The sequence below is a fragment of the Paraburkholderia sp. genome (genome assembly GCF_047605525.1).
Lineage (GTDB): Bacteria > Pseudomonadota > Gammaproteobacteria > Burkholderiales > Burkholderiaceae > Paraburkholderia.
This window is the reverse complement of sequence record NZ_JASGFN010000008.1, coordinates 172,837-194,016: the sequence shown is the minus strand read 5'-3', so window position 1 is coordinate 194,016 and position 21,180 is coordinate 172,837. Positions and strand designations below refer to the sequence as shown.

Below are 21,180 nucleotides of genomic sequence, written 5' to 3'. Positions count from 1 at the left end.
CGCATGAAAACGGGACCGCTAATCGCTTCGGCGCCGTGAGGAAATAGCCGAAGCGGTGTGGATCACGAGATCCGCAAAACGCTTCTCGTCACGGTCGGGCTGCCAGCGCGGACGAGCAACGGCGATGTTGACGGCGCCGATGGCTCGCCCGTGCGCGTTGGTGATAGCCGCGGCTGTGGAAATATCGCTGACGAAATACTCGTCTTCCGTGTGTGCGTAGCCGAGTTTGCGAATGCGTGCGATGCGCTCCCTGATCTTTCCCGGTTGAAATACGGTCGACGACGTATAGGCAATCAGATTGCTACGGGAAAGAATATCCTGAACCTCGCCGTCACTGAAGGTGGCCAGGATGGCGAGTCCCGGCGCCGTGCAATAGGCGGGCAGCCTGGTGCCCGTAATGACGTGCGCATTGAACACATTGCGGCTCACGATGCGCAGCACGAACACGATGTCGGTACCGTCGAGCACCGTCAGATTGGTCGCTTCCTCCGTTTCCGATCCGAGTTGCTGAAGATAAGGTGTCGCACGGCTGACCAGCTCGTTCGACGTCAGATAGTGGTAGGTAAAGTCGAGCAGCTTCGGTGAAAGCTCGTACTTCCGGCTCTCCGGATCCTTGGACAAATAGCCGAGCGTGACGAGCGTGAACGTGAAGCGCTGGGTTGCGCTCATGTCGAAACCCGTGATCGACGCTATCTCGGACAACGACAACTGCCGCTTGCTTCCGTCGAAAGCGGTCAGGACGGTCATTGCCTTTTCCACCGACTGTACATAGAGTGACGACATCGTGGGATCGCCGGCCACGGTGACCGATTCGGCCTTTGATTTTCGGGAAACTTTGGGCTTGGCGGTCGTCAAGGCATATTCCTCCTCGGTTTGCAACGCGTTGATTATCGCATAGTCTCTGTAGGTTATCTGAATACGATAACGCGACTCGAAACATGTTCGGGTGATGCAAATGCGTCGCCCGACAGCCGAACACGGATTCTCAAAATAAAATATCTCGAAATAAGGAGATCCAGATTTAAAACGCCGACCCGGAACTCCGTTTGCGCATCGGCAGTCCGAGAATAGCCATTTCATTCATGGCGCTCCAATGGCGGCGCCGCGCCGAGCGCGGTTCACCGCTATCCGTTCGTAGTCTCCGCCAGACGCGGAATGGCTACGGTCCGATAAAAAAGACGCCGTATCCGATTGGCGCCGTCTGCCAGGTTTGAATAAAGAGCTCATCTGCCCGGCCGGGTTTTTATCAGGCCACGCGGGCATATCGATCTTTTGCCGGCCGAAGCAGTCGCGTCATTCAGATACCGTCTCGAATTAAATTACGATGAGCGTATTCCAGATCACAGGTGTGCTGTTCACCATCGTCGCGCTGTTCGGCGTCGTCAACTACCGGTTCATCAAGCTGCCCGACACGCTCGGCATTACCGCGGTCGGGCTCGTCGTCTGCGTCGGCATTTCGGCGCTCGGCTTCTACTATCCCGCCATGGCGGTCGCGGCCCGCAAAATCGTCGTGCAGGTCGATTTCGCGGACATCGTGTTTCACGGCCTGCTCAGTCTGCTGCTGTTCGCCGGCGCATTGCACGTCGATCTGTCGAAGATGCGCACGCAGCGGCGCGCGGTGCTGATGCTCGCCACCGTCGGCGTGCTGATTTCGATCGCGGTGATCGGCTTCGGCTTTTTCTACGTCGCGCAGTGGCTCGGCTATCCGGTCAGTCTGCTGTGGTGTCTGACGCTTGGCGCGCTGATCTCGCCGACCGATCCGATTGCGGTGCTGAGCGTGCTCAAGCGCGCCGCGGCGCCCGAAAGCCTCGAAACCAAGATCACCGGCGAATCGCTGTTCAACGACGGCACCGCCGTCGTCGCGTTCGTCACGCTGGTCGGGCTCGCGACCGGCGCGAACGAGTTTTCGGCGAACGCGGTCGCGCTCGACCTGCTGCGCGAAGTCGCCGGCGCGCTCGCGCTCGGCGCGCTGCTCGGCTTCGGCGCGTCGCTGCTGCTGCGCGGCATCGACAGCTATCCGGTCGAAATTCTGATCACGCTCGCGCTCGCCACCGGCGGCTACAGTCTCGCGGAAGCACTGCATGTGTCCGCGCCTCTCACGGTCGTCATCGTCGGGCTCGTGATCGGCAATCACGGCGCGCTGACGTCGATGTCGGAAAAGACCCGCGAGCATCTGTTCAACTTCTGGGACCTGCTCGACGAACTGCTCAATCTGCTGCTGTTCGGGCTGATCGGGCTCGAAATCATCGCGCTGTCGCTGCGCGTCGAAATCGTCTGGCTCGGGCTCGCCGCGATTCCGGTCGTGCTGCTCGCGCGCGCCGTCAGCGTCGCGATTCCGCTGCTCGCGTTGCAGAATTTCCGGCGGCTCAATCCGCATTCGACGCTCGTGCTGACATGGGGCGGGTTACGCGGCGGCATTTCGATTGCGCTCGCGCTGTCGTTGCCGGAGTTTCACGGCCGCGAGATGTTCATCGGCGTCACGTATCTGGTGGTCGTGTTCAGCCTGCTGATTCAGGCGACCACGCTCGGGCCGCTGATCCGCCGGCTCGATTTCGCGGGCAGCCGGGGTTCATCGTCTGCACGAAACGCGCGCGAATCGTAAAGTAGATACCTGCGCCGACCAGCAGCAGGATTCGGCGCGGTGAGCAGATTGCCTGGACTGATTTAAGCGTTTTCCGAACAGTGCCCGATGGGCGACCGTACCCAGCCTGACCGCAAGTTCCGGAACGCGGCAGCCAATCGTCCGGTCACACAGAGCATGGTGCTGGCCACGACGGTCAACCGCACGAGCAAAACGGGACCCGGCCCCCGCAACCGGCTGTCCTCCGGCCACGGTTCCTCACCGTGGTCCTGGCCCCGGCTCCACACGAGCCCTCCGGCCAGCTTCTGGCGTGTTTTCAGCCAGCTACCGGACCGCCGCGCGAACCGCGGCGCCGGGCATTTCGCCGTGAATGCCGGTTCTCCAACATACCCGGCGCGCGCGGTTTGTCATCCTGTCGATTCGGGCGTCCGAAGGAGTTCGCCATGTCGGTCTATGTCGATGAAGGGTTCCGGCCCTGTGTGACGGAATGCGCAACGGTTGCATTCCGCGTGTGCTGCGACGATCGCGCGCAGATTTTCGAGGTCAGCGCCGAGGCGCTCGTGGCTTTCTGCGGCGCGGCGAGCAACCGCAAGCAGGATCTGCTCGTCGCGTTCGAGGACGCGCAGGACGAAATCCTGTCGGTCGCCGCGCAGAAATGGAAGTTCGTACCGACCGAATCGGTGCGCCTCGGGCTCGACGAATTCAAGATGGTCAGACATTAGGCGTGCCGGAATCGCCGCTATGACCTGGATCGCCGCCCTGCCGATGTATAACGTGACACCCGCGCTCGACCTCGAGTGGCGCGAGTGGCTCGACGACGTGCTGCGCCGGGTCAAGCCCGCGTGCCGCATCGTCGAACCGGATGAAGAGTTGCACGGCTTCTGGCGGCGCCCGAACCTGCTGATCTCGCAAACATGCGGCTATCCGCTGATGCGCGGTCTGCACGAGCAGGTCCAACTGATCGCGACACCCTGCTTCGACGCGCCGGGCTGCGATGGCGCGCATTATTCGAGCGTGCTGGTCACGCGCGCCGACGCGCAGTTCGATACGCTCGCTTCCTGCCGCGGCGCGCGCGCCGCGTACAACCAGGACGATTCGAACAGCGGCATGAACGCGTTTCGCCACGCAGTCGCGCCGCTCGCGCGCGCCGGCATGTTTTTCGGCGGGGTGCTGCGCACCGGCTCGCATCTCGGCTCGCTGCGCGCGGTCGCCGACAATCGCGCGGACGTCGCCGCGATCGACTGCGTGACCTTCGCGTTTGTGTGCGATGTATTGCCAGAACTGGCGAAGCGCGTGCGCGCGATCGGCATGACCGCCGCGTCGCCGGGCTTGCCGTTGATCGCGGCGACCAACGTGCCCCTGGCGACGATCGCGACGCTGCGCGACGCGCTGAACGAAACGTTGACGGTTCGGCCCGAGCGCGCGCAACGCCTGCGTTTAAGAGGATTTTCGACGCTGCCGCTCGCCGACTACGCACGCATCGGCCAGCTCGAAAGCGAAGCGCGCGCCGCCGGCTACACGCGTCTCGCGTAGTGCCGAATCACGCGCTTACCCCACCTCCAGCACCAGCAACTGCGCACCGTCGGCCACCTGATCGCCGACCGCATACAGCACCTCGGCGACGGTACCCGCCGCCGGCGCGCCGATCGTGTGCTCCATCTTCATCGCTTCCATCACGATCAGCGGCGCGCCCTTCTCGACCACCGCGCCCGGCTCCACCAGCACCGCGATCACCTTGCCCGGCATCGGCGCGGTCAGCCGCCCTTCGCCGCCCTCGGCATCGGCGGCATGCGCGAGCAGGTTCTGCCACTCGAATGCCAGTGTCGCGCCGAGGCAGAACACGTGGAACCGGTCGCCGTCGACGAACACGCGGCCCGTCACGCGCGCATCGCCGAGCGTCGCGCGAAACTCGTGCGCGCCCGTACCGGCCGACCATGTGAAGCCTTCCCGCACGCCGTCGTGTTCGAGCGACCGCGTGTCGCCGTTGCGCGCGAATACGACTGTGAATGCGTCGGCGCTGTCGTCGTTCGCGCCGTCATCGATCACGCGCCAGCCGAGCGTCTGCGTATAGCCGCTGTTCAGGCGCCAGTGCGACAGCGCATCCCACGGCGACGCGCCGTGCGCAGTGCCGCCCTCGCGCGTGAGCAGCGCGGCGCACGCAAGCGCGAGCGCTTCCTTGAACGGCTTTTTCGCCGGCGCGAACAGCGCATCGTGATGACGCTCGATCAAGCCGGTGTCGAGATCGCCGCTCGCAAACGGCTCGCTGGCGACGATGCGCTGCAGAAACTCGACGTTCGTATGCGGCCCGACCACCTCGCACGCATGCAGCGCACGCGCCAGACGCGCCAGCGCTTCCTCGCGCGTCGCGCCGTGGACGATCAGCTTCGCGATCATCGGATCGTAGAACGGCGTGATCGTATCGCCCTCGCGCACGCCGCTGTCGATGCGCACCGGTGCCTTGCGGCCGGACTCGCCGAGACCCGCCGCGTCGATCGCGAACTCGACGCCTTCGGGCATGCGCAGATGCTTGAGCGTGCCCGTCGACGGCAGGAAGCCGCGCGCCGGATGCTCGGCGTAAATGCGCGCTTCGATGGCGTGACCGTCGAGCGTCAGTTGCTGTTGCGCGAGCGGCAGCGGCTCGCCGGCCGCGACGCGCAATTGCCATTCGACGAGGTCCTGCCCCGTCACCATCTCGGTGACCGGATGCTCGACCTGCAGGCGCGTGTTCATCTCCATGAAATAGAACTCGCCGCCCGGCGTCATGATGAACTCGACGGTGCCCGCGCCGACGTAGTTGACCGCGCGCGCGGCGGCCACCGCCGCTTCGCCCATCGCGCGCCTGACACCGGCGTCGAGCCCCGGCGCCGGCGCTTCCTCGAGCACCTTCTGATGGCGCCGCTGTACCGAACAGTCGCGGTCGAACAGCCAGACCGCGCCGCCGTGCCGATCGGCAAACACCTGCACCTCGACGTGACGCGGCCGCGTCAGATACTTTTCGATCAGCACCCGGTCGTTGCCGAAGCTGCTCGCCGCTTCGCGCTTGCACGACAGCAGCGCCGCCGCGAAATCCGCGCCGCGTTCGACCACGCGCATGCCCTTGCCGCCGCCACCCGCGCTCGCCTTCAGCAGCACCGGATAGCCGATCGCATCGGCTTCGCGCTGCAGTAGTTGCGGCTCCTGGTCGTCGCCGTGGTAGCCGGGCACGAGCGGCACCGCGGCCGCGTGCATCAATGCTTTTGCCGCGGCCTTCGAGCCCATCGAGGCAATCGCCTCGACCGGCGGTCCGATGAAGACGATGCCGGCCGCTTCGCACGCGTGCGCGAAATCCTCGTTCTCGGACAGAAAGCCGTAGCCCGGATGCACGGCCTGCGCGTCGGTCGCGCGCGCGGCTTCGACAATGCGCTCGATGCGTAAATAGCTTTCCGCCACCGTCGAGCCACCGATATGGACCGCTTCGTCGCATGCGGCGACGTGTTTCGCGTTGGCGTCCGCGTCGGAATAAACGGCCACGCTCGCAATGCCGAGCCGCTTGCAGGTCGCGGCGACGCGGCACGCAATCTCGCCCCGGTTGGCAATCAGGATCTTGTTGAACATGAGTGTCTCGATGAAATAGGCGCTACGGGGCGGTTGTCGTTAGCGAGGCATAAAAGATGCGATGAAAGTGGCGCATCGGTTGCATCAGTTGCGCCAGCCTGGTGTGCGCTTTTCGAGGAACGACGCGACGCCTTCGCGCCCTTCCGCACCGGCTCGCGTGCGCGCGATGCGCGCCGCCGTGTCTTCGATCAGCGCGTCGTCCAGCTCGCGGCCCGCCACGTCCTGCACGAGCCGCTTGCACGCGCGCACCGCCCGCGGACCGTTCGCGCACAGCGTTTGCGCGAGCTTCGCGACGGTCGCGTCGAGCTGTTCCGCGCCGACCGCTTCGCTGACCAGCCCGAGACGCAACGCGCTCGCGCAGTCGAATGCCTCGGCGGTGACGAAATAGCGCCGCGATGCCTGCTCGCCGAGCGCGCGGATCACATACGGCGCGATCGTCGCCGGAATCAGGCCGAGCCGCGCTTCCGACAGACAGAAGTGCGCGCTGTCGACGGCGACCACGATATCGCACGCGGCGATCAGGCCCATGCCGCCCGCGTACGCATCGCCGTTCACGCGCGCGATCACCGGCTTGTTGCAGCGATACACCGACGACAGCATGTTCGCGAGCAGCATCGCATCGGCGCGGTTCTCGTCGTCCGAGTAGCCGGCCATCTTCTTCATCCAGTTCAGATCGGCGCCCGCGCAGAACGCCTTGCCGTTCGCGGCCAGCACGACCGCGCGCACGTCGTCGCGCGCATCGAGTGTCGTGAACGCCGATGTCAGCTCGGCGATCATCGTTTCGTTGAACGCGTTGCGCACGTCCGGGCGATTCAGCGTGACCGTCGCGATCTGGCCGGCAAAGTCCACTTTCAGCGTTTCGTATTGCATGCGTCACACTCCCTGCGTTGCGCCGTGGCGTTACACGTATTGCACGATTGCGCGCCGTCACATTCTGAACACGCCGAAGCGCGTGTCTTCGATCGGCGCGTTCATGCTCGCCGACAAACCGAGACCGAGCACGTCGCGCGTTTGCGCCGGATCGATCACGCCGTCGTCCCACAGACGCGCGCTCGCGTAGTACGGGTGGCCCTGATGTTCGTATTGATCGCGAATCGGCTGCTTGAACGCGTCTTCCTCTTCGGCGCTCCACGTGCCGCCCTTCGCCTCGATGCCGTCGCGCCTGATCGTGGCCAGCACCGACGCCGCCTGCTCGCCGCCCATCACCGAAATGCGCGCGTTCGGCCACATCCACAGGAAGCGCGGCGAATACGCGCGACCGCACATGCCGTAATTGCCGGCGCCGAACGAGCCGCCGATGATCACCGTGAACTTCGGCACCTTCGCGGTCGCGACGGCCGTGACCATCTTCGCGCCGTTGCGCGCAATGCCTTCGTTTTCGTATTTGCGTCCGACCATGAAGCCGGTGATGTTCTGCAGGAACACGAGCGGAATCTTGCGCTGGCAGCACAGCTCGATGAAGTGCGTGCCCTTGAGCGCCGACTCCGAGAACAGAATGCCGTTGTTCGCGACGATGCCGACCGGATGCCCCCAGATATGCGCGAAGCCGCACACGAGCGTGGTGCCGTAACGCGCCTTGAATTCGTCGAAGGCGGAATCGTCGACGATGCGCGCGATCACCTCGCGGATATCGAACGGCTTGCGCGTATCGACCGGAATCACGCCGTAGATGCTTTCTACGTCGTAGCGCGGCGGCTTCGGTTCCTGCAACACGAGCGGCGCCTGTTTCGCGCGGTTCAGATTGCCGACGATGCTGCGCGCGATACCGAGCGCATGCGCATCGTTCTGCGCCAGATGATCGGCGACGCCCGACAGCCGCGTATGCACGTCGCCGCCGCCGAGGTCTTCGGCGCTCACCACTTCGCCGGTCGCCGCCTTCACGAGCGGCGGTCCGCCGAGAAAAATCGTCCCCTGGTTCTTCACGATGATCGACTCGTCGCTCATTGCCGGCACATACGCGCCGCCCGCGGTGCACGAGCCCATCACGACCGCGATCTGCGGAATGCCCGCCGCCGACAGATTCGCCTGGTTGTAGAAGATGCGGCCGAAGTGGTCGCGATCGGGAAACACGTCGTCCTGATTCGGCAGATTCGCGCCGCCCGAGTCGACCAGATACACGCACGGCAAGCGGTTTTCCGCGGCGATTTCCTGCGCGCGCACGTGCTTCTTCACGGTGACCGGGTAGTAGGTGCCGCCCTTCACGGTCGCGTCGTTGCAGACGATCATGCACTCCTGCCCGGCGATTCTGCCGATGCCGGTGATCACGCCCGCGCCCGGCGCGTCGTCGTTGTACATGCCGTACGCGGCGAGCTGCGACAGTTCGAGAAACGGCGTGCCCGGATCGAGCAGTTGCGCGATGCGCTCGCGCGGCAGCAGTTTGCCGCGGCTCGTGTGCTTGTCGCGCGCGGCCTGGCCGCCGCCCTGCGCGAGTTGTGCGACCTTCGCGCGCAGATCGGCGACGAGCGCCTCGAGCGCCGCCGCGTTCGCGCGAAAGTCATCCGAGCGCGGGTTCAGCTTTGATTCGATGATCGGCATGACGTGGTTGCTCCTGGTTGCCGCTTTCTTATAAGCCAACGTGCGCGATACGCAGCGCGGCGCTCACCGCGCAATGCACACGCGCTTTTCGTCACAGCGTTTCGGCAAACAGCTCGCGGCCGATCAGCATGCGGCGGATCTCGCTGGTGCCCGCGCCGATTTCATAGAGCTTCGCATCGCGCCACAGACGCCCGACCGGATACTCGTTGATATAGCCGTTGCCGCCGAGAATCTGGATCGCCTCGCCGGCCATCCACGTCGCTTTTTCGGCGGTGTACAGAATCACGCCCGCGCAATCCTTGCGCACCTGGCGCACGTGCCCGTCGCCGAGCGTGTCGAGCTGACGGCCCACCGCGTACAGATACGCGCGGCACGCCTGCAGCGTCGTGTAAAGATCGGCGACCTTGCCCTGGATCAACTGGAATTCGCCGATCGACTGGCCGAACTGCTTGCGGTCGTGGATATACGGCACGACCGCGTCCATCACCGCGACCATGATGCCGGTCGGGCCGCCCGCGAGCACCGCGCGCTCGTAGTCGAGGCCGCTCATCAGCACCTTCACGCCGCCGTTCAATGCCCCGAGAATGTTCTCCTCCGGCACCTCGACGTCCTGGAACACCAGCTCGCCGGTATGCGAGCCGCGCATGCCGAGCTTGTCGAGCTTCTGCGCAACCGAGAAACCCTTCATGCCCTTCTCGACGATGAACGCGGTAATGCCGCGCGACTGCGCGTCGGGATCGGTCTTCGCATAGACCACCAGCGTGTCGCAATCCGGGCCGTTCGTGATCCACATCTTCGTGCCGTTCAGCACGTAGCGGTCGCCCTTCTTTTCCGCGCGCAGCTTCATGCTGACCACGTCCGAGCCCGCGTTCGGCTCGCTCATCGCGAGCGCGCCGACGTGCTCGCCGGAGACGAGCTTCGGCAAATACTTGCGTTTCTGTTCTTCCGTGCCGTTGCGATGGATCTGGTTCACGCACAGGTTCGAATGCGCGCCGTACGACAATCCGACCGATGCCGACGCGCGCGAGATTTCTTCCATTGCGACCATGTGCGCGGTATAGCCCATGTTCGCGCCGCCGTATTCCTCGGCGACGGTCATGCCGAGTACGCCGAGATCGCCGAACTTCTTCCACAGGTCCATCGGAAACTGATCGGTGCGATCGATCTCCGCCGCGCGCGGCGCGATTTCTTTGGCCGCGAACGACGCAATGCTGTCGCGCAGCATTTCGATTTCTTCGCCGAGCGAGAATTGCAAACCGGGCAGGGTGGGCATTGCGGTGTCTCCAGAGTTCGGGGCGGCCGCGCAGGGAACCTGAGCAGCGCGCGAATCGTGAATCGTGTCAACGCGCATTTCACGCCAGATTGACGTAAGCGTCAATAGGTATTTTTGAGTGTTACTCAGAAATTTGCCGGGTACCGCGCGAAGCACCGGATTCGGTGCTAGGATCGCGTTCATTGGGCATAAAGGCTCCCCCTTTGCCCTCATCATCGTCACAAATCTGAATCCGACTCATATGACGGTTGCCGTGAAGACCGGATTGCCTGTATCGCGCCGCGAGCCGGCCGGGCGCAAGTCGCAACAGCGCGTGAAGGAAATTCTTCAGGCGGGCCGCGACGTTTTCTCCGAAAAGGGCTACGAGCGCGCGACGACCGCGGAAATCGCGCAACGCCTCGGCATTTCGGAGGCGACCGTGTTCAGCTATTTCCGCGGCAAGCGCGAGCTGTGCGCGCGCGTGATCGGCGACTGGTACGACGAGATCATCGAGGCGATCGAAGCGGGCCTGCCGCGCGACGGCAGCGTGCGCCAGCAGTTCGCGTTCATCGTGCGCATGCATGTGCGGCTGATGCTCGTGAACGGCACCGATCTGTGCGCGCTGGTACTGTCCGAAGGCCGCGCGCGTCATCACGAGTTGAGCGAAGCGTTGACTGAATTGCAGCGCCGCTACACCGCGCCGTTGATGCGCGTGCTCGCGCAAGGCCAGCAAAGCGGCGAGATTCGCGCGGACATGCCGCTGCGTCTGTTGCGCTCGATGGTGTTCGGGCCGATGGAGCACGTGCTGTGGGACGCGACGCTGACGAAGCGGCAAATCGATATCGACGCGACCGCGGATCAGTTGATCGACGTGCTGTGGGCCGCGCTGACGCCGCCGGATCTCGCGCTCAGCGCGTTGCAGCGCTTCAGGGTGGAAGTAGCCGAAGCGAACCGGCGTTTCGAGCAGGCAACCAGCGCGGCCGGCACTGGCAGCGCGACCGCCACGACGAAGGCCGCGCGGCGGCCAAAAAGCGGCTAATCTACGAGCTTCCCCGCCGCAGCCCGAAGGAGAGCCCAAGTGCCCGCAGCGAAAAGCGCGAAGGAAAGCAGCAAGCGCAGCGAGAAAGCCGGCGCCACCGCGAAATCCGCGGCGAAATCTCCCCCCTCCTCACGCATCCGGATCGGCATCGGCGGCTGGACCTTCGCGCCGTGGCGCGGCCCGTTCTATCCCGCCGGCCTCACGCAAAGCCGCGAACTCGAATACGCGAGCCGGCAACTGACGTCGATCGAAATCAACGGCACGTTCTACGGTTCGCAGAAACCGTCCAGCTACGAGAAATGGTACCAGGAAACGCCCGACGATTTCGTGTTCTCGCTGAAAGCGCCGCGTTATGCGACCAACCGCAAGGTGCTCGCCGAAGCGGGCGAAACGATCGAACGTTTCTTCGCAAGCGGCGTGCTGCTGCTCAGGCAGAAGCTCGGCCCGATCAACTGGCAATTCGCGCCCACCAAAAAATTCGATCCCGACGATTTCGAAGCCTTCCTGAAACTGCTGCCCGCGAGCATCGAAGGACAGAAGCTGCGGCATGCAATCGAGGTCCGTCACGATACGTTCAAGACGCCCGAATTCATCGCGCTCGCGCGCCAATACAAGGTCGCAGTCGTGCTCGCGGCCGACAGCGCCTATCCGCAGATCGCCGATATCACCGCGCCGTTCGTATACGCGCGCATCATGGGCACGAGCGAGAAGGAAGCCAACGGCTATTCGGCGAAAGCACTGGACGCGTGGGCGGAGCGCGCGCGCCAGCTCGCCGCGGGCACCACGCCCGGCGATCTGGAAACCTGCGCCGAGCCGCCCGCAAAAGCCGCCGCGCGCGACGTCTATCTGTACGTGATCAGCGGCTTCAAGGAACGCAATCCGGCCGCCGCGATGGCGCTGATCGGGAAACTCTGATGCGCGGCGCCGCCCGCTTCCACGCGCGGGTGTCATAATCGCGCGCTGCCGCCTCATCAATCGATTCCGGAGCCTATCTTGAGCGCCCTCGACAACCCGTTGCACGATCAGGAAGTCGGCTCGGCCGACGCCACCCAGGACACCACGCGCATCGACGACGTGCGCATCGGCGCGGTCCGCCCGCTGATTTCGCCCGCGCTCCTGCAGGACGAACTGCCGGTGCCGCCCGCGGTGCAGACGCTGGTCGAGAAAACCCGTGTGGAAATCGCCGACATCCTGCACGGCCGCGACGACCGCCTCGTGCTGATCACCGGCCCCTGCTCGATTCACGACCACGACCAGGCGATCGAATACGCGCGCAAGCTGAAGGCCGCCGCCGATCACTACAAGGACGATCTGCTGATCGTGATGCGCGTGTACTTCGAGAAGCCGCGCACGACGGTCGGCTGGAAAGGCTACATCAACGATCCGCGCCTCGACGGCAGCTTCCGCATCAACGAAGGGCTGCGTCTCGCGCGACAACTGCTGCTCGACATCAACGGTCTGGGGCTGCCCGTCGGCACCGAATTCCTCGACCTGTTGAGCCCGCAATACATCGCCGATCTGATCGCGTGGGGTGCAATTGGCGCGCGCACGACCGAGAGCCAGAGTCATCGACAGCTCGCATCGGGCCTCAGTTGCCCGATCGGCTTCAAGAACGGCACCGACGGCGGCGTGCAGATCGCGGCGGACGCGATCGTCGCGGCGCGCGCGAGCCACGCGTTCATGGGGATGACGAAAATGGGCATGGCCGCGATCTTCGAAACGCGCGGCAACAACGACGCGCACGTGATTCTGCGCGGCGGCAAGAAAGGACCGAACTACGACGCCGCGTCGGTGCAAGCCACATGCGAGGCGCTGCGTTCAGCGGGTCTGCGTGAACAGGTGATGATCGACTGCTCGCATGCGAACTCGAACAAATCGCACTTGCGGCAGATCGAAGTGGCACAGGATATCGCGCGGCAACTGGCGGAGCGCGAGCGCCGCATCATCGGCGTGATGCTCGAAAGTCATCTGGAAGAAGGCCGTCAGGATCTGAAAGCCGGGGTGCCGTTGCGTTACGGCGTATCGATTACGGATGCCTGCGTAAGCTGGCCGCAAACCGAGCCGGTGCTCGCCACGCTCGCCGAGGCCACGCGCAAGCGCCGCGTAGGCTGAGGGCATTGCATGACCGCCGCGCAACGCGGCAGCGGATCCGATCGAGATCCGATCCTCGCGGGAACGCCAGATACATGCGTCAGACACACGCGCCGCGCCAGCCATCGGCCGAACCCGCCTGGGCCAGCGCTCAGGCCAGGTGCGCAGCGCGTGATTCCTCACACCCGATGCATCGTCTCTCGCGCGTCGCAGCAGGCTGCGCAGCGCAACACGGATGCTCCGGCGTGAAGCGCGTTGCATTACGACGCGTTGACGGCTTCCTTGAACGCCTTGCCCGCGGTGAATTTCACCGTCTTGGCAGCGGCGATCTGGATTTCCGCGCCGGTCGACGGATTACGGCCCACGCGTGCCGCGCGCGCGCCGGTCGAGAAAGAACCGAAACCGACCAGTTGCACCGTATCGCCGCTCACCACGGCCTTGGTCACCGCTTCGACGATCGCGTCGATGGTCTGGCCGGTGGCCGCTTTGCTTTCGCCCGTCGCTGCAGCGACTGCATCAATCAGTTCCTGTTTGTTCATAGCACTTCCCGTATGGTAATCATGGAACCGGCGCCTCTCTGAGGCGCCGGGACCGACACACTAACGCATAGGCGTACTTTCGCGCAAACCCCTTGGTGTAAGGCTTGTATCACCGGCATAGCGCCTGGTTGACGTTTTTGCGCGGCAAAGAGCCATAAGAATCGAGGGCTTATGCGCGCGTAGCGTTTCGCACGCGCTGGCCGCGCATCACAATCCGTTGCAATTTCAGTGCTTTAGCGCGCCGCGTGCGAACGCCGCGCGCGTTTGCAGGATAGCGGCGCGGCTCGTGAAGAGCCGGCACGGCGTTTGCACACTACGTCGCAACTTAACTTTCGCAAGAAATAAAAAAGTGAAAATTTGCCGGATTGCAACATGTGCATTGCTCGCCGCGCTCCATGCGGCAGCCGCCACGGCCGCTGACGACAGTTGCGCGACGCTCGTCGGCGCGACGAATTCCGCGTCCCCACAGGGCTTTCAGTTACGCGACGGCGAACCGGTCGACTTCGTCAGCGGAACGAAAACGGTCCACGGCAAGCTGCTCGTTTTCAGCGATGGCGACGTGTTTCGCGCGTACTGGCAACCCGCCAATAGCCCGGAAAAGTACGTGCTCGCGAATGCGGGCACCAATGCGGTACGGCTCGTGGCGTCGGCGCCGCAAGGCACCCCTGCCCCGAACGGTAATCCGGGTACCGCGATGCCGCCGCAACGCGTGCTGTCCTGTCCGTCGCTTTGATTGCACTTGATTGCACTTGATTGCGCGTATCGATTGCAGGCTTTTTCGCCGACTTTGCAGGATATCCGGCATAAACGACTGATTTCCATTCGACCCGTGCCTGATATCAGGTAGCACTTACCGGCGGCCCTTCCCCTCATCCTGTCGATCTCCCTGTTAACCCTCCCTATCGGCGCACTCAAGATACCCCTCGTCACGCCGTTATAAATGGAGGCGCTTGGCACGCAAACGCGAAAAGGATCGGGAATGGTTGGGCTAGCCGGATTGAAGGATGCGCTATCGGTCTCGCAAAGCGACCCGGAACTCGTGCGCGCGCAGTTGCAGGCGTTCGGCCGTCAGATACCGCTTCTTTATTTCATTCTGCTGGTCAACACGGCCGCGGTCTCCGTTACGCATGTGGACAGCGCCCCGCTCTGGTTGTCCGTCTATATGCCCGCGGCGCTCGGCATCCTGTGCCTGATGCGCTGCGCGCACTGGTGGCGCATCCGTCACCGCGTGCTGACACACGAAAAAGCGATGCCCGAATTGCGCAAGATCACGTGGCTCGTCGGGCTTTTCGGCGTCGCATTCAGCAGTTGGTCGGTGCTGCTGTTTCCGTACGGCACCGCATTCGAACAAGGGCAGGTCGCGTTCTATATGGCCACCACGCTGGTGGGCTGCGTGTTCTGCATGATCCATCTGCGCGTGCCCGCGCTGCTGCTGCTCGGCATCGTGACGGTCAGCTTCTCGGTGTTTCTCGTGTTCACCGGGCGCACGGTGTTCATTGCGATCGCCATCGACATGACGCTCGTCGGCGTCGCCCTTGCGGTCATCATCCAGCTCTATTGCCGGACCTTCGCGGACGCCGTTCACGCGCAGCGCGAATTGCAGGCGAGCCAGGACAACACGCAGCGTCTGAGCGACGACAACTACCGGCTCGCGAACATCGACAGTCTGACCGGCCTGCCGAACCGGCGCAGTTTTTTCGCGTCGCTGCGCGCGCTGGCGGACCAGACGCTCGCCACCGGCGGCGGCTTCAACGTCGGGCTCATCGATCTGGACGGCTTCAAGCAGGTCAACGATATCTACGGACACGCGAGCGGCGATCTGGTGCTGCAGGAAGTCGGCACGCGGCTGCTGTCGCTCGGCGAGTCGGGCCTGACGTCCGCGCGTCTGGGCGGCGACGAATTCGGCGTGCTGGTGCGTCACAGGCTGTCGAACGAAGCGCTCGTCGAACTGGGGCAACGCATCTGCGACGCGCTCAGTCAGCCGTATCTGGTCGCGGACAACGTCGCGGATCTGTCGGGCACGATCGGCTGGGCCGCGTTTCCCGACGCGGGATCGACCGTCGCGCAGGTGTTCGAGCGCGCCGACGCCGCGCTGTATGTCGGCAAGGAAAACCGCCGTGGCAGGCCGGTGATTTTCTCGGCCGAACACGAAACGCGCATGCGACGTCTGAGCCTCGTCACGCAGGAGTTGCGTCATGCCAACCTCGAGACGGAACTGTTTCTCGAGTTCCAGCCGATCTACGATCTGCTCACGCGTCGCCCGATCGGTCTCGAAGCGCTCGGCCGCTGGCATAACGCGCGACTCGGCATGGTCAGGCCGGAAGAATTCATCCGTATCGCGGAGCGTACCGAACTGATTCTGGGCATCACCGATGTACTGCTGCGCCAGGCGCTCGCCGAAGTCGCGCACTGGCCGTCGGAACTGTATCTGTCGTTCAATCTGTCCGCGGTCGATATCTCGACGTCGGCGCGTGCCCGCCGGCTGATCGACATCGTCGCGGCGAGCGGGGTGGCGCCGTATCGCGTGACGTTCGAGATCACGGAGACGGCATTGACGCGTGATTTCGGACAGGCGCGCAGCGCGATCACGATGATCAAGGAGGCCGGCTGCCGCGTCTCGCTCGACGATTTCGGCACCGGCTATTCGAGCCTCAGCTACGTGCATCGCCTGCCGTTCGATGCGATCAAGATCGACCGTGGCTTCGTGACCGACGTCGATACGAACAGCGCGTCGAAGAAGATCGTCAAGTCGGTGATCGACCTGTGCCGCAACCTCGGGCTCGAATGCGTGGTGGAAGGACTCGAGACGCCGTCGCAGGCCGAGGTCGTGAAGGCGCTCGGCGCACGCGCGGTGCAGGGCTATCTGTTCAGCCTGCCGATGCGCGCGAGCGCGGTCGGCGCCTATCTGTGGACCGAGCTGGCGCAGGGTCGTGCGGAACAGGCACAGGTGTAGCCGCCACGGGCCTTCAGTACTTCCGTTCAATACTTCCGTTCAGTACTTCGGTTCCGGTACTTCAGTACTGCAGCTTCGGGTACCAGTCGGTGCCGCGGCCGCCCGGCGTCGCGTCGAGTATCGTCCACAGCGGCATCAGATCCGGCGCGCCGCGCGGGTCCTGGCCGGGGTCCGCTGTCGACGGTCCCATTTCCTCGGCCCAGAAGTGCCGCACGACGCCGCCCGAACGCGTGAATACATTGAACGCCGGATTGTCGTCGCCGGCGGGGTCTTCAGCCGCGTAGTCGCGATTGAACGTGTTGCCGCCCGACGAGTAGAGCCGCAGATGCCGCCAGCCGCGCTCCTTCCCGAACGCGACGAGCCTGTCGATCGGCGCGCGGCCGATCACCGCGAACGCGACGCGCTGCAGGATGTCGGGCATTTCGCCGTCCCATGCGCTCAGCAGCGACGTGCACATCGGGCACGGCCGCGCGCGTTGCGGACCGAACATCCAGTTGTAGGTGACGAGCGTGTCGTGCGCGCCGAACATCTGCGATAGCGTGACCGGGCCCGCTTCGCTCTCGAAGCGATAGTCCTCGGGCACGATACCGCCCGGCGGCAGCGCGCGGCGCTGCTCGGCGACCCGCTCGATCTGCCGGCGCAGTTCGATTTCCGCCGCGAGCAACGCGTTGCGCGCGCGACGGTATTCCGCGCTCTCGCCGGGAAAACGAGGCGGCATGTCGGCCAGTTGACGCGCCGGTTTGAGTGGCTGCGTCGATGCGGATGCGTCAGTCATCAGCTCTCTCCTCGTGAGAAATCGTGCGAAAAAACAGACGGAAGGCGAGCGGCCGCGTGCCTGCTTTGCACTTTGCAGCCTCCCTGTAGCGACGACGAACGGCGTCGCGGTGAATCGACAGTCGTCGCGAAATTTTTTGCCGCGGTTTGCCGTGTGGTTTGCGCACGATTTGCCTGGCCCGCGTGGCGTGCCCGGCGAGCGCCGCCGCAAGGTATGCTTGCGCCACACGACACAACGCGGCACGCGCGCCGCCCGCGCAAAGACCGCCCGAGAGAACGCCCATGCCGCTTCGTCTGCCACCGTTGCCCGCGCTTCGCTTTTTCGAAGCGGCCGGCAGGCATCAGAGTTTCAAGCTCGCCGCCGCGGAGCTGAACGTCACGCCGAGCGCGATCAGCCACGGCATCGTCGGTCTCGAAGCGGCACTCGGCGTCGAGCTGTTCGTGCGCGAGCCGCGCGGCATCTCGCTGACGCCGGTCGGCGCCGATTATCTGTCGTACGTCTCCGAAGCGTTTTCGCTGATCGCGATCGGCACGCAGCGTCTGCCGAACCGTCGCGCGGATCGCCCCATTGCGCTCAGTTGCGCGCCGACCTTCGCGTCGCGCTGGCTGCTGCCGCGCCTCGCCGGTTTTCGCGCGCGCTGGCCGAACGTCAACGTCAGCATGGACACGTCGCATCGGCAGGTGGGCTTTCCGGTCGACGGCTTCGATTTCGCGATTCGCATGAGCCGTGCGCCCGTCGCCGGCACCGCATGGACGCGTCTGTTCGGCGAGCGCTTCGTGCCGGTGTGCAGCCCCGCCTATCTGCGGACGCTGCGCGACGAACGCGGCGCGATCAGCTTGCAACGCGCGACGCTGATCCACGTGAACGACGCGAGCGAAGACTGGCAGACGTGGCTCGATGCGACCGGCACCGAAGGTATCGACGCTGGCGGCGGCCTGCGCGTCGACACGATCCAGCTTGCGTTCGAAGCGGCCAGCATGGGCCTCGGCGTCGCGCTCGGCCGCCAACCGCTGGTCGACGGCGATCTCGCGAGCGGCGCGCTCGTCGAGGCCTGCGCCGGTGCGATCGAATCGAGCACCGCCTACTGGCTCGTCAGCGCCGAGAACGCGGAAAGCGCGATCCGCCGGCCGGAGCTGGCCGACTTCAAACACTGGCTGCTCGGCGAAGCGGTGCGGTTCGATACACCGGCCCCGACTGACGGTCAGCAAGGCCAGCGCGATCAACCTGAACCACGCAGGTGAGCCACGCTCACCTGTCGTCGAAAACTTTTCTTTTGCCGCGCACGCGGCGGACTGAGACCATGGTGCCCAAGGAGAAACCGCCATGTCGACCGCCCCCAGCAAACGCTACGCCCCCGCCCTCGATCCCGCGACGACCACGCTCGTGATCGTTGCCGGCGCGCTCATTCTGAGCGCCGCGATGGGCATCCGGCAGACCTTCGGCCTCTTTATCGGCCCGTTCTCGTTCGATCGCGGCGTACCGGTCACGCAGATCGCGTTCGCGATCGCACTGCACAATCTCGTGTGGGGTTTCGCGCAACCGTTCGCGGGCGCCGCCGCGGACCGTTACGGCTCGGCGCCGGTCGTCGCGTTCGGCGCGACCACGTTCGCGGCCGGCCTCGGGCTCGCGGCCGTCGCACCGAGTGGCGCGCTGCTGATCGTCGGCATGGGGCTGCTGGTCGGCATCGGCGTGAGCTGCACGACGTTCGGCGTGGTCTTGCCGGCAGTCGGCCGCGTCGCATCGCCGGAAAAACGCAGTGTCGCGATGGGACTCGTCAGTGCCGGCGGCTCCGCGGGACAGGTGCTGATGGTGCCGCTCGTGCAGGCGATCCGGCTGCACGGCGGCATCGCGACGTCGCTCGTCGTGCTCGCGTTCGTGATGCTGCTGGTCGCGCCGCTCGGCATCGTGCTCGACCGCCGCAATCCGGCCCGCGCAGTGGGTCCGCTTCAGCGCGTGACGCAGGAAACAGCCGCGCCGCTGCGCGAGGTGCTGGCGCAGGCCACGCGTCATCGCGGCTACCGGCTGCTGACGCTCGGCTTTTTCACCTGCGGTTTCCAGCTCGCGTTCATCGCCACGCATCTGCCCGAATATCTGACGCTCTGCCATATGCCGGTCGGGCTCGGCGCGACCGCGCTCGCGCTGATCGGTCTGTTCAACATGGCGGGCAGTTGGGCGTGCGGCTGGCTGGGCGGCCGGTTCCGGCAACACCATGTGCTCGGCTGGCTTTATCTGATTCGCAGCGTGACGATCGGCGTGTTTTTCCTGCTGCCGAAAAGCGCGGCATCCGTCGTGATTTTCGCGGCGCTGATGGGACTCACGTGGCTCGGCACCGTGCCGCTGACGAGCGGGCTCGTCGCGAAAGTGTTCGGCACGCGCCATCTCGGCAGCCTGTTCGGCGTGTGCTTTCTGAGCCATCAGATCGGTTCTTTTCTCGGCGCGTGGCTCGGCGGCCTCGTGTTCGATCTGACCGGCTCGTATGCGCTGCTGTGGGACGCAACGGTCGTCGCCGGTCTGATTGCCGCGATGCTGCATTTTCCGATCGACGATACGGCGCTCGGCGCGAACACGCCGCGCGCCGAACCGGCGCGGGTCTGATGCGTTTCCCGAACGGGGCTCGAATTCAGCCGACGCTACTTTTTCGGCGCATCCGTGGCCGCTTTCGGCACACGGCCCATCAGGTAGAACTCGTCGTTCGGACGCATCGAGATCACGTTGGCCATCCGGTTCGACAGGCCGAAAAACGCGGTGATCGCCGCAATGTCCCAGATGTCTTCGTCGGTGAAGCCGTGGCCGCGCAGCGTCTGGAAATCGTCCTCGCCGACCGTGCCGGATGCGCGGCACACCTTCAGCGCGAAATCGAGCATCGCCTTCTGACGATCGGTGATATCGGCCTTGTGATGGTTGACCGCGACCTGATCCGCCAGCAGCGGCGCCTTTTCGTAGATGCGCAGAATCGCGCCGTGCGCGACCACGCAATACAGACAATCGTTCACCGCGCTCGTCGCGACCACAATCATTTCGCGCTCGCCTTTCGTCAGGCCGCCTTCTTTCAGCATCAATGCGTCGTGGTAAGCGAAAAACGCGCGGAATTCGTCGGGCCGATGCGCGAGCGTCAGAAACACGTTCGGCACGAAACCCGCTTTCTCCTGCACTTCGAGGATGCGGGCGCGGATATCTTCGGGCCACTCGCCCGGCTCGGGCACCGGGTAGCGGCTGATGGGCTGAAGGGTCGTCATACGCTGTCTCCGTGATGTCGGTATGTACATGAAGACCATTCTAGCAATGCCGCTCGCCTGCCATCCACGCTCCATCACGTCCGATATCGCCGCCGGTATCGTCTAGACTTTCAGTTCGGCATGCGTGAAGCCGCGCGGCGCGGCGACCAGCCCAGGAGCGACCATGTCAAACGTTATGCGCGACGCGCGAGCACCGGTCGTCAAGGTGCGCCCCGAGCGGGAAATGGCGACCGCCCAGCGGCTGCCTTACTTTGTCGGCATTTCGGCGAACAGCGCGGGCGCGACGGGCCTGTCGATGTACATGGTCGTCGTGCCGCCGGGCGGCCATGCCGAGCCGCACTTGCACGCCGATTACGAAACCGCGATCTATCAGCTCGAAGGCAGGATCGAAACGCGCTACGGGCCAGGCCTGCGCGAATCGATCATCACCGAGCCGGGTGACTTCCTGTTCATTCCGCCGGGCGTGCCGCACCAGCCGTTCAATCTCGACGATACCGTCGCCGCGCGCGCGATCGTCGCACGCAACCATGCGGACGAACATGAACGCGTGGTGCCGTACGATCCGTCGGAGGACGCGTGAGTCGC

At 64.7% G+C, this 21,180-nt stretch carries 19 protein-coding genes and 1 pseudogene; 11 read left to right on the top strand and 9 right to left on the bottom strand.

From position 1 onward, the window contains the following. Positions 1-18: 18 nt before the first annotated feature. Positions 19-855 carry an IclR family transcriptional regulator gene (locus QM685_RS14110; RefSeq protein ID WP_415116868.1) on the bottom strand — a complete coding sequence of 279 codons (837 nt, stop codon included), beginning with the start codon at positions 853-855 and terminating at the stop codon, positions 19-21. A 469-nt stretch (positions 856-1,324) separates the two neighbouring features. Between QM685_RS14110 and QM685_RS14105 the strand changes: the two genes are divergently transcribed. From QM685_RS14105 to QM685_RS14095, 3 genes are all read left to right on the top strand, one after another. Further along, the gene (locus tag QM685_RS14105; RefSeq protein WP_415116866.1) at positions 1,325-2,602 is read left to right on the top strand and encodes a cation:proton antiporter; all 1,278 of its coding nucleotides are present in this window, start codon (positions 1,325-1,327) and stop codon (positions 2,600-2,602) included. 422 nt (positions 2,603-3,024) lie between these two features. Beyond that, positions 3,025-3,303, top strand: a complete 279-nt coding sequence (locus tag QM685_RS14100; protein ID WP_415116864.1) for a DUF1488 family protein — start codon at positions 3,025-3,027, stop codon at positions 3,301-3,303. A 19-nt stretch (positions 3,304-3,322) separates the two neighbouring features. Then, positions 3,323-4,114, top strand: a complete 792-nt coding sequence (locus tag QM685_RS14095; RefSeq protein ID WP_415116862.1) for a phosphate/phosphite/phosphonate ABC transporter substrate-binding protein — start codon at positions 3,323-3,325, stop codon at positions 4,112-4,114. A 15-nt stretch (positions 4,115-4,129) separates the two neighbouring features. Here the strand turns inward: QM685_RS14095 and QM685_RS14090 are convergent, their stop codons facing one another. The 4 genes from QM685_RS14090 to QM685_RS14075 form a co-directional block, all read right to left on the bottom strand. Continuing rightward, the gene (locus tag QM685_RS14090) at positions 4,130-6,175 is read right to left on the bottom strand and encodes an acetyl/propionyl/methylcrotonyl-CoA carboxylase subunit alpha (protein WP_415116860.1); all 2,046 of its coding nucleotides are present in this window, start codon (positions 6,173-6,175) and stop codon (positions 4,130-4,132) included. A gap of 84 nt (positions 6,176-6,259) precedes the next feature. Further along, complete coding sequence (locus QM685_RS14085; protein ID WP_415116858.1) at positions 6,260-7,045, bottom strand: enoyl-CoA hydratase/isomerase family protein; 786 nt, start codon at positions 7,043-7,045, stop codon at positions 6,260-6,262. Between the two features lie 57 nt (positions 7,046-7,102). Beyond that, the gene (locus QM685_RS14080) at positions 7,103-8,710 is read right to left on the bottom strand and encodes a carboxyl transferase domain-containing protein (protein WP_415116856.1); all 1,608 of its coding nucleotides are present in this window, start codon (positions 8,708-8,710) and stop codon (positions 7,103-7,105) included. A 91-nt stretch (positions 8,711-8,801) separates the two neighbouring features. Further along, entirely contained in the window at positions 8,802-9,983 is a 1,182-nt protein-coding gene (locus tag QM685_RS14075; protein WP_415116854.1) for an isovaleryl-CoA dehydrogenase, read from the bottom strand. Between the two features lie 241 nt (positions 9,984-10,224). On the opposite strand from QM685_RS14075, the gene QM685_RS14070 reads away from it, so the two are divergent. From QM685_RS14070 to QM685_RS14060, 3 genes are all read left to right on the top strand, one after another. Continuing rightward, entirely contained in the window at positions 10,225-11,001 is a 777-nt protein-coding gene (locus tag QM685_RS14070) for a TetR/AcrR family transcriptional regulator (protein ID WP_415116852.1), read from the top strand. Positions 11,002-11,040: 39 nt separating this feature from the next. Beyond that, the gene (locus QM685_RS14065) at positions 11,041-11,916 is read left to right on the top strand and encodes a DUF72 domain-containing protein (protein WP_415116850.1); all 876 of its coding nucleotides are present in this window, start codon (positions 11,041-11,043) and stop codon (positions 11,914-11,916) included. A 78-nt stretch (positions 11,917-11,994) separates the two neighbouring features. Further along, entirely contained in the window at positions 11,995-13,113 is a 1,119-nt protein-coding gene (locus QM685_RS14060; protein WP_415116848.1) for a 3-deoxy-7-phosphoheptulonate synthase, read from the top strand. Between the two features lie 239 nt (positions 13,114-13,352). On the opposite strand, the pseudogene QM685_RS14055 reads toward QM685_RS14060, so the two are convergent. After that, positions 13,353-13,634: pseudogene (locus QM685_RS14055) on the bottom strand (HU family DNA-binding protein); the annotation flags it as partial. 346 nt (positions 13,635-13,980) lie between these two features. On the opposite strand from QM685_RS14055, the gene QM685_RS14050 reads away from it, so the two are divergent. Further along, on the top strand, positions 13,981-14,364 hold the full coding sequence (locus QM685_RS14050) for a hypothetical protein (protein ID WP_415116847.1): 384 nt from the start codon (positions 13,981-13,983) through the stop codon (positions 14,362-14,364). A 246-nt stretch (positions 14,365-14,610) separates the two neighbouring features. Next, positions 14,611-16,584 carry a putative bifunctional diguanylate cyclase/phosphodiesterase gene (locus QM685_RS14045; RefSeq protein WP_415116845.1) on the top strand — a complete coding sequence of 658 codons (1,974 nt, stop codon included), beginning with the start codon at positions 14,611-14,613 and terminating at the stop codon, positions 16,582-16,584. Positions 16,585-16,645: 61 nt separating this feature from the next. Here the strand turns inward: QM685_RS14045 and QM685_RS14040 are convergent, their stop codons facing one another. After that, positions 16,646-17,359, bottom strand: coding sequence for a DUF899 family protein (locus QM685_RS14040; protein WP_415116843.1), 714 nt, complete (start codon positions 17,357-17,359; stop codon positions 16,646-16,648). Next, the gene (locus QM685_RS14035; protein WP_415116841.1) at positions 17,352-17,642 is read right to left on the bottom strand and encodes a hypothetical protein; all 291 of its coding nucleotides are present in this window, start codon (positions 17,640-17,642) and stop codon (positions 17,352-17,354) included. The genes QM685_RS14040 and QM685_RS14035 overlap by 8 nt, the downstream gene beginning before the upstream one ends. On the opposite strand from QM685_RS14035, the gene QM685_RS14030 reads away from it, so the two are divergent. Both QM685_RS14030 and QM685_RS14025 read left to right on the top strand, forming a co-directional pair. Continuing rightward, positions 17,641-18,600, top strand: a complete 960-nt coding sequence (locus QM685_RS14030) for a LysR substrate-binding domain-containing protein (protein ID WP_415116839.1) — start codon at positions 17,641-17,643, stop codon at positions 18,598-18,600. The two genes, QM685_RS14035 and QM685_RS14030, sit on opposite strands and share 2 nt — an antisense overlap. A gap of 82 nt (positions 18,601-18,682) precedes the next feature. After that, on the top strand, positions 18,683-19,954 hold the full coding sequence (locus tag QM685_RS14025) for an MFS transporter (protein WP_415116837.1): 1,272 nt from the start codon (positions 18,683-18,685) through the stop codon (positions 19,952-19,954). Between the two features lie 35 nt (positions 19,955-19,989). Here the strand turns inward: QM685_RS14025 and QM685_RS14020 are convergent, their stop codons facing one another. Further along, positions 19,990-20,595 (bottom strand): peroxidase-related enzyme, encoded by a 606-nt coding sequence (locus tag QM685_RS14020; protein WP_415116835.1) that lies wholly within the window; start codon positions 20,593-20,595, stop codon positions 19,990-19,992. A 163-nt stretch (positions 20,596-20,758) separates the two neighbouring features. Here QM685_RS14020 and QM685_RS14015 point away from each other — a divergent pair, with 163 nt between their 5' ends. Then, on the top strand, positions 20,759-21,175 hold the full coding sequence (locus QM685_RS14015) for a cupin domain-containing protein (RefSeq protein WP_415116833.1): 417 nt from the start codon (positions 20,759-20,761) through the stop codon (positions 21,173-21,175). The last annotated feature ends 5 nt before the right edge of the window (positions 21,176-21,180 follow it).

What these genes read in the sequence shown, in the direction of transcription:
- QM685_RS14105 (WP_415116866.1), top strand. Translation starts at nt 1,325, where the DNA reads ATGAGCGTATTCCAGATCACAGGTGTGCTGTTCACCATCGTCGCGCTG.
- QM685_RS14100 (WP_415116864.1), top strand. Translation starts at nt 3,025, where the DNA reads ATGTCGGTCTATGTCGATGAAGGGTTCCGGCCCTGTGTGACGGAATGC.
- QM685_RS14095 (WP_415116862.1), top strand. Translation starts at nt 3,323, where the DNA reads ATGACCTGGATCGCCGCCCTGCCGATGTATAACGTGACACCCGCGCTC.
- QM685_RS14090 (WP_415116860.1), bottom strand. Translation starts at nt 6,175, where the DNA reads ATGTTCAACAAGATCCTGATTGCCAACCGGGGCGAGATTGCGTGCCGC.
- QM685_RS14085 (WP_415116858.1), bottom strand. Translation starts at nt 7,045, where the DNA reads ATGCAATACGAAACGCTGAAAGTGGACTTTGCCGGCCAGATCGCGACG.
- QM685_RS14080 (WP_415116856.1), bottom strand. Translation starts at nt 8,710, where the DNA reads ATGCCGATCATCGAATCAAAGCTGAACCCGCGCTCGGATGACTTTCGC.
- QM685_RS14075 (WP_415116854.1), bottom strand. Translation starts at nt 9,983, where the DNA reads ATGCCCACCCTGCCCGGTTTGCAATTCTCGCTCGGCGAAGAAATCGAA.
- QM685_RS14070 (WP_415116852.1), top strand. Translation starts at nt 10,225, where the DNA reads ATGACGGTTGCCGTGAAGACCGGATTGCCTGTATCGCGCCGCGAGCCG.
- QM685_RS14045 (WP_415116845.1), top strand. Translation starts at nt 14,611, where the DNA reads ATGGTTGGGCTAGCCGGATTGAAGGATGCGCTATCGGTCTCGCAAAGC.
- QM685_RS14040 (WP_415116843.1), bottom strand. Translation starts at nt 17,359, where the DNA reads ATGACTGACGCATCCGCATCGACGCAGCCACTCAAACCGGCGCGTCAA.
- QM685_RS14030 (WP_415116839.1), top strand. Translation starts at nt 17,641, where the DNA reads ATGCCGCTTCGTCTGCCACCGTTGCCCGCGCTTCGCTTTTTCGAAGCG.
- QM685_RS14035 (WP_415116841.1), bottom strand. Translation starts at nt 17,642, where the DNA reads ATGGGCGTTCTCTCGGGCGGTCTTTGCGCGGGCGGCGCGCGTGCCGCG.
- QM685_RS14025 (WP_415116837.1), top strand. Translation starts at nt 18,683, where the DNA reads ATGTCGACCGCCCCCAGCAAACGCTACGCCCCCGCCCTCGATCCCGCG.
- QM685_RS14020 (WP_415116835.1), bottom strand. Translation starts at nt 20,595, where the DNA reads ATGACGACCCTTCAGCCCATCAGCCGCTACCCGGTGCCCGAGCCGGGC.
- QM685_RS14015 (WP_415116833.1), top strand. Translation starts at nt 20,759, where the DNA reads ATGTCAAACGTTATGCGCGACGCGCGAGCACCGGTCGTCAAGGTGCGC.